Source organism: uncultured Amaricoccus sp., assembly GCF_937858865.1.
GTDB lineage: Bacteria > Pseudomonadota > Alphaproteobacteria > Rhodobacterales > Rhodobacteraceae > Amaricoccus.
Genome location: NZ_CALLYO010000527.1, coordinates 1 through 10,743 on the forward strand (window position 1 = coordinate 1; position 10,743 = coordinate 10,743).

The 10,743-nt window shown below is 71.6% G+C and carries 9 protein-coding genes; 5 read left to right on the top strand and 4 right to left on the bottom strand.

Translation table 11 applies throughout. From position 1 onward, the window contains the following. The 4 genes from Q0112_RS15355 to Q0112_RS15370 all read right to left on the bottom strand — a co-directional run. The coding region (locus tag Q0112_RS15355; protein ID WP_297976795.1) for an SseB family protein at nucleotides 1–371 on the bottom strand (371 nt) is incomplete at its 3' end. Continuing rightward, nucleotides 368–970, bottom strand: coding sequence for a uracil-DNA glycosylase family protein (locus Q0112_RS15360; RefSeq protein WP_297976797.1), 603 nt, complete (start codon nucleotides 968–970; stop codon nucleotides 368–370). The genes Q0112_RS15360 and Q0112_RS15355, both read right to left, overlap by 4 nt. Before the next feature lie 77 nt (nucleotides 971–1,047). Continuing rightward, the gene (locus tag Q0112_RS15365; protein WP_297976799.1) at nucleotides 1,048–3,609 is read right to left on the bottom strand and encodes an FAD-dependent oxidoreductase; all 2,562 of its coding nucleotides are present in this window, start codon (nucleotides 3,607–3,609) and stop codon (nucleotides 1,048–1,050) included. A gap of 27 nt (nucleotides 3,610–3,636) precedes the next feature. Then, the gene (locus Q0112_RS15370; RefSeq protein WP_297976801.1) at nucleotides 3,637–4,368 is read right to left on the bottom strand and encodes an alpha/beta fold hydrolase; all 732 of its coding nucleotides are present in this window, start codon (nucleotides 4,366–4,368) and stop codon (nucleotides 3,637–3,639) included. Between the two features lie 176 nt (nucleotides 4,369–4,544). On the opposite strand from Q0112_RS15370, the gene Q0112_RS15375 reads away from it, so the two are divergent. The 5 genes from Q0112_RS15375 (at nucleotide 4,545) to Q0112_RS15395 (ending at nucleotide 10,512) form a co-directional block, all read left to right on the top strand. Then, nucleotides 4,545–5,549 carry a hypothetical protein gene (locus tag Q0112_RS15375; RefSeq protein WP_297976803.1) on the top strand — a complete coding sequence of 335 codons (1,005 nt, stop codon included), beginning with the start codon at nucleotides 4,545–4,547 and terminating at the stop codon, nucleotides 5,547–5,549. Further along, entirely contained in the window at nucleotides 5,546–6,988 is a 1,443-nt protein-coding gene (locus tag Q0112_RS15380) for a hypothetical protein (protein ID WP_297976805.1), read from the top strand. The genes Q0112_RS15375 and Q0112_RS15380 overlap by 4 nt, the downstream gene beginning before the upstream one ends. Next, nucleotides 6,985–8,244, top strand: coding sequence for an ABC transporter substrate-binding protein (locus Q0112_RS15385; protein WP_297976806.1), 1,260 nt, complete (start codon nucleotides 6,985–6,987; stop codon nucleotides 8,242–8,244). Before Q0112_RS15380 ends, Q0112_RS15385 begins: the two co-directional genes overlap by 4 nt. Before the next feature lie 250 nt (nucleotides 8,245–8,494). Beyond that, the gene (locus tag Q0112_RS15390) at nucleotides 8,495–9,472 is read left to right on the top strand and encodes a carbohydrate ABC transporter permease (RefSeq protein WP_297976808.1); all 978 of its coding nucleotides are present in this window, start codon (nucleotides 8,495–8,497) and stop codon (nucleotides 9,470–9,472) included. Beyond that, on the top strand, nucleotides 9,469–10,512 hold the full coding sequence (locus Q0112_RS15395) for a carbohydrate ABC transporter permease (RefSeq protein ID WP_297976810.1): 1,044 nt from the start codon (nucleotides 9,469–9,471) through the stop codon (nucleotides 10,510–10,512). The genes Q0112_RS15390 and Q0112_RS15395 overlap by 4 nt, the downstream gene beginning before the upstream one ends. Nucleotides 10,513–10,743: the final 231 nt, after the last annotated feature.

Here is a 10,743-nt window from a genome sequence, read left to right on the forward strand (position 1 = left end):
GCCGTCGCCGCCAGCCAGCCGAGCGCCGCGGGGTCGAGGATCGTCGCCGAGGGCGCGCCGAGGTTGAGGGCGAGGCCCGTCCCCCGCCCCGCCAGCAGCCGCACGGCGCGGCGGCCGGAGAGGGCGACGAAGGGCGCCGGTTCGCCGAGGAAGTCGGCGAGCCGGTCGTCGCGGTCGAAGGCGAGGACGAAGGGCCCCTCGGGGAGGTCGAGGACGAGCGGGCTGAGCTCCTCCGCCTCGCCCGGCGGGGCGGCGAGGACGAGGAGGAGCTCGGCGTCGAGCACCCGCTCGTAGAGCCGCAGACGGCGGGCGGGGTCGTCGGGGTCCGCCGCCTGCTCGCGGTGGGCGCGGTCGATCGGGGTCTCGCTCATGCCGGCACCGTCTCGAGGAGGCGCGCGACGCGGGCGCGCAGCTCCGGCACCAGCTCGGCCTCGAACCAGGGGTTGCGCTTCAGCCAGGCGGTGTTGCGCCAGGAGGGATGCGGCAGCGGCAGCAGCCCCGGCCCGGCGGCGCGCCAGTCGCGCACCGCCTCGGAGACCGGGCGCGCCCGGCCGAGGTGCCAGCGCTGGGCGTGGCCGCCGATGAGGAGCGTCAGCCGCACCGCCGGCATGGCGGCGAGCGCCCGCGCCCGCCAGGTCTCAGCGCAGAGGGGCGGCGGCGGCAGGTCCGAGCCCTTGGCGTCGTAGCCCGGGAAGCAGAAGGCCATCGGCAGCACGGCGAAGAGGCGCCGGTCGTAGAAGGCGGCGCGGTCGACCCCGAGCCAGTCGCGCAGCCGGTCGCCGGAGGGATCGTCGAACGGGCGGCCGAGCGCATGCACGCGCGCGCCCGGCGCCTGGCCGCAGACGAGGATCGGCGCGGTCTCCGACAGCCAGGGCACCGGCCGGGGCGCGTGCGCCGTCGCCGTCGCCGCGAAGCGCCCGGCGCAGAGGCGGCAGGCGAGAATCTCCTCGGTGAGGGCGGCGAGCGACATGCCCGCTACCTGCGCCCTCGGACCGGCGAAGGCAAGGCCGCGCCCCCGCGGCCGCCGTCACGCCCGACGAGAGGGACTCAGCTCCGCGGCCTGGCGTTCTCCGGATCGTAGAGCGGCCGGTAGCCGACGCCCGCGACCTCGACCGGATAGGTCTCGCCGAAATACTGCACCGCGAGCTTGCGGCCCTCCTGGCACCAGGCCCAGGGCAGATAGGCGAGGGCGATGTTCCTGCCGATGCTCGGCCCGTAGGCGATGGAGGTGGTGTAGGACCGCCGCCCGAGCGCGTCGACCAGCGTCTCGCCGGTCGCCGGGTCCAGGACCGGCAGCGTCCCGACCGGATAGCGTGCGACGCCGCTGAAATCGACGTTGCCGGTCATCACCAGCGTGCAGAGCATCGCCGGCTGGTGCGCGCGCGCCCGGTGCTCGAGATGCCTCGCCTTGCCGCGGAAGTCCGCCTCCTTGACCTTCGGCCGGGCGAGGTCGGCCTCCAGCAGGTTGTATTCGGTCAGCAGGTCGGCGTTCTGCAGCCTGAGACTCTTCTCCAGCCGCCGGCTGTTGGCATAGGTCTCGACGCCCACCGGCATCACACCCGTAGCGCGCAGCGCGTCCCAGACCGCAAGGCCGTCCTCGTAGGCCATGTGCAGCTCCCAGCCCTGCTCGCCGACGTAGGAGATGCGGAAGGCGGTCACGTCCTTCCCCGCGATCCGGACCGGCCGGATCGCCGCAAACGGAAAGTTCTCCTTCGCGAGCGCGTCCGGATCCTCGACCACCTTCGCGAGGTTCACCCGCGCGTTCGGCCCCCAGATGCCGATCGTCACGACCTTCTCGGCGACGTCGGTGATCGTCACGTCGAGGCCCCGGTCCTCGGCCACCCGCCGCATGTAGTGGAAGTCGCGCGGGCCGGCGTCGGCGCCGTTCACCATGCGGATGCGGTCGGCCATGCGGAAGACCGTGAAGTCGGCACGCACCATGCCCTCGTCGTCGAGGAAGTGGGTGTAGATGCCCTTGCCGATGTTCGCGTCCCCGCCGATCCGCGCCGCGCAGAGCCACTCCATCAGCGCGACATGGTCCGGCCCCGCGACGTCGGTGATGTGGAAGTGCGACAGGTTGATGAGCCCGCAGTCCTCGCTCATCGCCAGCTGCTCGGCGTTCGACACCCGCCAGAAGTGCCGGTTGTCCCACTCGTTCCCGCGCACCGGCACGCGGTCGGCGTATTTCTCCAGCAGGTGCTCGTTCGCGGCATAGCCGTGCGCCCGTTCCCAGCCGCCGAGCTCCATGAAGTAGCCGCCGAGTTCCTTCTCCCGCTCCCAGAAGGGCGAGCGGCGGATGCCGCGCCCGCCGGCGAAGGGCTCGCGCGGGTGCACCGGCGGGTTGTAGATCTTGCGCGCCGTCTCGGTGCAGCGCGCCGCGATGAACTCTTCCGTCAGCGCGAAGGGGTTGAAGCGGGCATAGTCGATCCGCGCATGATCGATCTCGGTGCGCCCGTCGGTCATCCAGTCGGCGACGAGCTTGCCCATGCCGGGGGCGTCCTTGACCCAGATGCCGACCGCGTACCAGAGCCCGCGCACCTTCCGGCTCTCGCCGATCGAGGGCCCGCCGTCGGTCGTCACCTGCAGCAGGCCGTTGAACGAATGCCCCTCGTTGTAGCCGAGCTCGCCGAGGATCGGCGTCAGCTCCATCGCCCGCTCCAGGGGCTCGAGCACCTGTTCCATCTCGAGGTCGCGCTGCGACGGCGAGAGCCGCGCCTGCTCCTTCTCCAGCAGGTCGCGGGGGTGGACGAGGCGCGGGTTCGTCTCCTCGTAGTAGCCCCATTCGATCTGCCCGCCCTCGGCGGTCTTCGGATCGCCGGTGTCGCGCATGTAGGCCGAATTGCCCTGGTCGCGCATCAGCGGCCAGCCGATCTCCGCGCCCGTTCCGGCGAACTGGTCGTACGGCCCGAAGAAGGTCAGCGGATGGTCGACCGGCATAACCGGCAGGTCCTCGCCGGCCATCCCGGCGACCAGCCGCCCCCAGAGGCCGGCGCAGACCACGACGCGGTCGGCCATGATCGTGCCGCGGGTGGTCACGACCCCCCGGATCCGCCCGTCCTCGATGACGAGCGACGTCGCCGGGGTGTTGGCGAAGGCCTTGAGCTTCCCCGCCGCCTCGGCCCGGTCGACGAGCTTGCCGGCGACGGTCTGCGAGCGCGGGATGACGAGGCCGGCGTCCGGGTCCCAGAGGCCGCCCTGGACCAGGCTCTCCTCGATCAGCGGGAACTTCGCCTTGATCTCGGCCGGCTCGATCAGCCGCGCGCGCGTGCCGAAGGCCTTGCCGGAGTCGACCTTGCGCCTGATCTCGGCCATCCGCTCGTCGTCTCCGACGCGCGCCACCTCGATGCCGCCGATCCGGGCGTAGTGGCCGAGCCTCTCGTAGAAATCGACCGAGTAGAGCGTCGTCCAGCAGCTGAGGAAATCATGGCTGGTCGCATAGCAGAAGTCCGAGGCATGCGCCGTCGAGCCGATGTCGGTCGGGATGCCGGACTTGTCGATGCCGACGATGTCGTCCCAGCCGCGCTCGGCCAGGTGATGCGCGACCGACGCGCCGACGATGCCGCCGAGCCCGACGATGACGACCCTCGCCCGTTCGGGAAACGCTGACATTCTTCCTCCTCCTGGCTCCGCGGGAGCTCACCTGCCGCCCGTCACCCGCCGCACCAGGTCGCCCATGGTCATCCCGTGGTCGAACTTCCCCGTCTCGAGGAAGGCCACCACCTGCGCGATGACGAGGGGGTTGTTCATCAGGAAGGTATGCGTCACCGGCATGACGATATGGTCCGCCATCCCCTCGATCCGCGTGCTCTCCACCGACACCGCCCCGTCGTCCGGCCCCGGAATCACCGCCGAGAACAGGGGGTTGACCGAACGGTTCCCCGCGATCACCCCGAGCTCGAAGTCGACCGGCCCGAGCCGCTCGGCGATCCCGCCCGCGGTGCCGAGCTCCTGCCCGGCCGGCCCCGTCGCCAGCTCGAAGATCGGCAGGTCGGCGAAGAGATCGACCACCTCCGACCCCTGGTTCGGCGGCGCCAGCATGACGACCCGCCCCATCTCCTCCGGCCGGTTGAGCTTCAGCCACCCCCGCGCCAGGATCCCGCCCATGGAATGGGTGACGAAGTTCACCCGCGCTTCGCCGCATTCCGCAACGGCATCGGTGACATAGGCGAGCGCATCCTCCACCGTCATCTCGGTCGAGGGATAGCCGCGGTTCACCACCCTGAACCCGGCCGCGGAGAGCATCTCCTCCATCACCAGGAACGAGTTCCCGCTCCGCCCCAGCCCGTGCAGCAGCACCACGCACTCCTCCGCCACCGCCGTCACCGGCGCGGCGAGCAGGGCGAGAGCGAGGAGAAGGGCGCGCGACATGCCGGCAGGCTAGCGCCTTTCCCGCCGCTGTCCAGCACCCTTCGGCGCAACCCGCGCCGGCGCGATCGCGTTCCCCGCCCGCGGCGCCTCCGGCCACCGATAACCGTTTGGCTACGGCGCGCGCGGCGCCATGCTGCGCATCGAGAGCATCCGCCGATTCCCCGGGGAGAGGGGCCATGACCGACCTGCTCCACCCGCTCGCTCCGGGGACGCCGCTCCGCTACTGGCGCGTCTCGGCCGTCGCCGAGGCGCGCTACGACCTGCCCGACGCGCCGATGTCGGGCGGGATGGATTCCGCCTTCTTCCTCACCCGCGACCGCAACTTCATCCCGCACGAATACCCCTGCCGCACCGCCTTCGCCGCCGCCCGCCGCGGCCGCCGCCCCGACGTCCGCGGCACGCCCGTCTTCACCCGCAACTGGCTCCCCTTCGGCGCCCCCTCGCTCGACCTCTCCGGCTTCTGGTTCCGCCCCACCCGCCTCGCCGCCTGGGCCGAGACCCTCGTCCTCGCCGAAGCCGCCGGCCCCGCCCGCCTCCGCCTCGCCACCTGCGGCGGCGCGGTCCTCTTCCGCGACGGCACGGAAGCCGGCCACCTCGCCCCCTACACCCGCAACAGGGAGGCCGGGACCGAGATCGCCCTCCCCCTCGCGGCCGGCGAGAACCGTCTCCGCGTCTTCTTCGACGACCTCGCCGAGCGCGACACCCGCTTCGGCTTCCGGCTCGACTGGCTCTCCGGCCCGCCCGCCCGCCAGGGCAACCCCTTCGACGCGCCGCCCTCCGCCGTGGAGCGGCTCGAATCCGCCCTCGGTTCCATGCACTTCGAGGCCCCGGCCTACACCACGGGCGAGGTCGCCCTCGCCCTCCCCCTCGCCCTCGATGGCCCCGCCCGCGCCACCATCGAGATCGAGGGGGAGGGCATCCACCCCCGCCACGTCACCCTCGTTCGCGAGGCCGCCGGCAACCGCCTCCCGCTCGGCCCGGCCGAGTCGCTGCCGCCCGACTTCCGCCGCTATACCGTCACCCTCGAAGCCGCCGGCTTCACCGCCTCCCGCACCCTCGGCCTCGAGATCGCCCGCGATCCCGGCCCCCCGCCGCCCGACCGCATCGCCGAGGCGCTGGCCACCGCCGCCGCCACCGGCGAGCCCGACCCGACGACCGCGCTCGCCCGACCGAGGCGATGATCGAAGCCTTCCTCCACCCCATCGCCGACTGCTGGGACTGCGCCGACTTCTACCTCGTCCCCCTCCTCTGGATCCGCGCCCGCCACGCCGCCGACCTCTCCCCCGGCCTCGCCGAGAGGATCGACCGCACCCTGCTCGCCTACCGCTACTGGCTGGACGAGCCCGGCAACGACGTCCAATGGTACTTCTCCGAGAACCACGCCCTCCTCCTGCACACCTCCGCCTACCTCGCCGGCCACCTCCTCCCCGCCGCCCGCTTCGCCCGCTCCAACCGCACCGGCACCGAGCAATCCGCCACCGGCGCCGCCCGCGTCCGCGCCTGGCTCGACCACTTCGAGCGCTGGGAGATGGCCGAGTTCAACTCGGCCCCCTATTTCCCCATCGACCTCAAGGGCCTGACCGCGCTGCAGGCCCTCGCCCCCGACGCGGACATCCGCGCCCGCGCCGCCCGCGCCATCGCCCGCCTCCTCGAGATCGTCGCCAACTCCGCCCACCAGGGCATCCTCACCGCCGCCCAGGGCCGCTCCTACGAGCACTCCCTCCGCGCCGCCGCCTCGCTCGAGCTCTCCGCCATCGCCCGCCTGCTGTGGGGCAAGGGCTCGATCGGCGCCCGCCTCCACGCCCTCCCCCAGCTCGCCCTCTGCCTCCGCGACCACGGCCTCCAGCTCCCCGACCTCACCGCCCGCGCCCTCTGGCAATCCGACGCCGAGCAGGAATGGTCCTTCCGCCAGGGCGAGAACGGCTTCGCGGCGCTCACCCACTGCAAGACCCGCGCCTGGGCCCTCGGCACCGCCGCCGGCTACCGCTGGCGCGAATGGGGCTACCAGGAGACCCTCGTCCACGCCCGCATCGGCGCGAACCCCCAGGCGCAGATCTGGCTCAACCACCCCGGCGAGCTCCTCCAGTCCGGCTCCGCCCGCCCCTCCTACTGGGGCGGCAGCGCCTCGATCCCCCGCGTACAGCAGTACCGCGCCCTCGCGCTCGTCGCCTTCGACGGCACGGAACCGCAACCCGACCTCGCCCACGCCTGGTTCCCCCGCCCCGCCTTCGACGAGAGCGACGTCCAGGGCCGCACCGCCTTCGCCCGCTCCGGCGAAGGCCTCGCCGCCCTCGTCGCCGACGGCCCGCTCGAGGAAGTCACCGACGGCCCGAGCGCCCGTTGCGAGCTCCGCCGCGCCGGCCGCCGCGCGCGCTGGCTGCTCCGCCTCGGCGCCGTGACCGCGGGCGGCGACTACGCCGCCTTCCGCGCCCGCTTCGCCGCCCTCGCCCTCGCCGAGCACCCGGACGGCCGCATCGTCGTTGACGATCCCGACTATGGTATGGTCGAGTTCGGCCCGGACGGAACCGTGACGGCCGAAGGCCGCACCCTCGACCCCGCCCGCTGGACCATCCGGGGCACGCGGACGGAACGCGAAGGCTTCCAGGGGAGGACACCATGAAGCTCCGACTGACCACGCTCGCCGCCCTGCTCCTCGCCACCCCGGCCGCCGCCGGCGACGTGCGCCTGATGTGGTACTCCGACGGCGTCGAGGGCGCGGTGATCGAGGACCTCGTCCAGCGCTTCATGGCCGAGAACCCCGGCATCAACGTCATCCTCGACAACGTCGCCTACCAGGTGATCCAGGAGCAGCTCCCGATCCAGCTGCAGGCCGGCCAGGGTCCCGACATCGCCCGCGTCACCAACCTCAAGGAGCAGGCCGACCACTGGCTCGACCTCACCCCCTACCTCGCCGACCCCGACAGCTGGCGCACCAGCTTCGCCGACACCCTCGACTGGATGCGCCCCGACGGCTCCGACGCCATCACCGGCTTCATGACCCAGCTCACGCTGACCGGCGGCTTCGCCAACGCCACCCTCTTCGAGCAGGCCGGCGTCCCCCTCCCCGGCGACAGCGCCACCTGGGACGACTGGGTCGAAGCCTCGGCCCAGGTCGCCGAGGCTCTCGACCTCCCCGCCGCCTTCGCCATCGACCGCTCCGGCCACCGCATCTCCGGCCCGAACGTCTCCTACGGCGCCAACTACGTCGCCGAGGACGGCAAGCCCGCCCCGGTCGACGAAGGCGTCCGCACCTTCGTCGGCAAGCTCGTCGAGTGGACCGAAGAGGGCAGGATGCTCCGCGACGTCTGGGTCTCCGCCGCCGGCTCCACCTACCGCGCCGCCGCCGAAGACTTCATCAACGCCCAGATCCCCTTCTACTATTCCGGCAGCTGGCAGGTGGCGAACCTCTCCACCAAGATCGGCGACGCCTTCGACTGGGTGGCGACCGGCTCTCCCTGCGGCACCGTCGCCTGCTCCGGCCTGCAGGGCGGCGCCGCGCTCGTCGCCATCAAGTACACCAGGAACCCCGAGGAGGTGGCGAAAGTCATGGAATGGCTCGCCAGCGAGCCGGTGGTGAAGGAATTCTCCGAGCGCACCCTCTTCCTCCCCGCCCACCAGGGCGTCATCGCCAAGGGCGGCCTCCAGTTCGTCAGCGACGACCCGCACGTCCAGCCCGCGCTGGAGAAGTTCGTCGCCAGTTCCCAGCTCGTCGCCCCCGCCGCCCAGCTGCTGCCGCCCTGGAAATGGGCCAACGCCTACTACGGCGCGCTGGTCACCCGCACCAGCCAGGTCATGGCCGGCGAGCTCTCCCTCGACGACGCCTTCACCCGCATGGACCAGGACATCGCCGACGCCGTGGCCCAGGCCGCCCAGTGATTCCCGGCGTCCCGCAAGAGGCTGCGGGCGCGCCCGCAACCTCTTGCCATCCCCTCGACGCCCGAAAATATAGACCCGCCCTGTCCCCACCTCAGGGACATGCGCGACGCAATGTCGCGCAGGCACCGTTTCACCTTACTTTCACCTTTTTCATAAATATATCTCGAAGTATACTTCACGCGACATTTACTCGCGCGCACATGCGCCCACGCCCACCGTTTCGACTTCCCCGCTACGTGGACCGGGCCGCATGAAGCTCGCCACCGCCCCCCTCGCCGCCGCCGCCCGCCTCCTCGACCCGGCCCTGCGCGCCCTCCAGCGCACCACCGGCGAGCGCGGCATGATCGCCTTCTTCCTCCTGCCCAACATGGCGATCTTCGGCATCTTCGTCCTCTTCCCGATGCTCACGAACTTCGCCTACTCGGTCACCGGCGGGAACGCCCTCTTCCTCGCCGACCGCTCCTTCGTCGGCGCCCAGCACTACGCCCGCCTCGTCGACTGCCAGAACCACCTCGACCCGATGACCTGCCGCGACGACAAGTTCTGGACCGCGGTCTGGAACACCGCCCGCTTCGTCCTCCTCCAGGTCACGCTGATGACCGCCGCCGCCATGATCACCGCCCTCATCCTCAACCGCAGCCTCCCGGGCCGCTCCTTCTGGCGCGCCGTCTTCTTCTTCCCCGTCCTCCTCTCGCCCGTGGTCGTCGGCCTGATCTGGCGCTGGATCCTCCAGCGCCAGGGCCTGCTCAACTGGGCGATGGACAGCCTCGGCTTCGACACCGTCAACTGGCTGACCGAGCGCACCTCCGCCTTCGCCGCCGCCGTCGGCGTCTCGGTCTGGGCGCACATGGGCTTCTACGCCCTCATCCTCCTCGCCGGCCTCCAGGCCATCCCGAAGGACCTCTACGAAGCCGCCGAGATGGACGGCACCCGCCCCACCCGCGTCTTCCTCCGCATCACCCTCCCCCTCCTCCTCCCCAACCTCCTCGTCGTCATCGTCCTCGCCCTCATCCGCGCGGTCCAAATCTTCGATGAGGTCTACGTCCTCACCGGCGGCGGCCCCGGCACCTCCACCCTCTTCCTCACCCAATACATCTACGAGATCGGCTTCGCCTCCCTCCTCCGCAACCCCGGCCTCGCCGCCGCCGCCTCCATCCTGATGGGCGCCGTCCTCGTCCTCCTCACCCTCGCCCAACTCGGCCTAGCCCGCCGCGCCGAACGCAAATGACCGCCCTCGCCTTCCTCACCCGCCGACGCGGCGGCCCCGGCTGGCACTGGACCGACATCGTCACCTGGGCCTGGCTCCTCTCCGGCCTCCTCGTCATCTTCGGCCCCGCCCTCTGGCTCGTCGCCTCCTCCTTCAAGACCCCGCAGCAGCTCGCCCAGTTCCCCCCGACCCTCCTCCCCTACATCGCCCAGACCGCTACCGTGAACGGCGAGCCAAAACCCCTCTACCGCGTCACCTTCGAGGACGGCACCACCCGCACCCTCGCCGAGCTCCGCCGCGTCGGCATCGTCGCCCAGATGGCCAACCCCGCCGCCCCTGACGAGACCTTCCGCGTCCCCATCGCCGACCGCCAGCCCGTCCGCTCCCTCGGCCTCGCCTGGACCAACTATACCGAGCCCTTCCTCCACTTCGACTTCCTGACCTACCTCAGGAACTCCGTCTTCGTGACCGTCGCCGCCACCCTCATCACCCTCCTCACCAACTCCATGGCCGCCTTCGCCCTCTCGAAGTACGACTTCCGCGGCCGCGGCACTGTCATGCTCCTCATCATCGCCACCCTCATGGTCCCGCTCTCGGTGATCCTCGTCCCCCTCTACTCGGTCATCTCCGCCCTCGGCCTCTTCAACTCCCTCTGGGGCGTCATCCTCCCCACCGTCGCCACCCCCACCGGCGTCTTCCTCCTCCGCCAGTACATGCTGACCATCCCCGACGAGCTCATCGACGCCGCCCGCATGGACAAAGCCAGCGAGTGGCAGATCTACTGGCGCATCATCCTCCCCCTCACCGCGCCCGCGCTCGCCGTCCTCGCCATCTTCTCCGTGGTCTGGCGCTGGAACGACTTCCTCTGGCCGCTCATCGTGCTATCGCGAAAAGAGCTCTACACCCTGCAGGTCGGCCTCAACACCTACGCCGGCGAGCTCAACGTCCAATGGCACTACATCCTGGCCATGACCGTCGTCACCATGATCCCCGTCGTCCTCGTCTTCGTCGTCCTGCAACGCTTCATCACCACCGGCATCGCCTCCGCGGGGATCAAGTGACCGCCCACACCCCCCACCGCCCCCCTGCCGCCCGCCGGCGCAGGCCTTGCGGCCCGCCCCGCCGGTTGGCGGAAGCGCCGCGCCGGCCGCCCGCGTGCGGCTGCGTCCCGCCCGCGGCGCGCGTCTCCGCCAACGCCGGCGGCACCGTCTCCCACCCCCCGGCATCCGGAAAACCCGGTTACCCGTCCCGCCGCCGGGCACTCCGCCCTTCCCTATCGGGCAGGTTCCCCC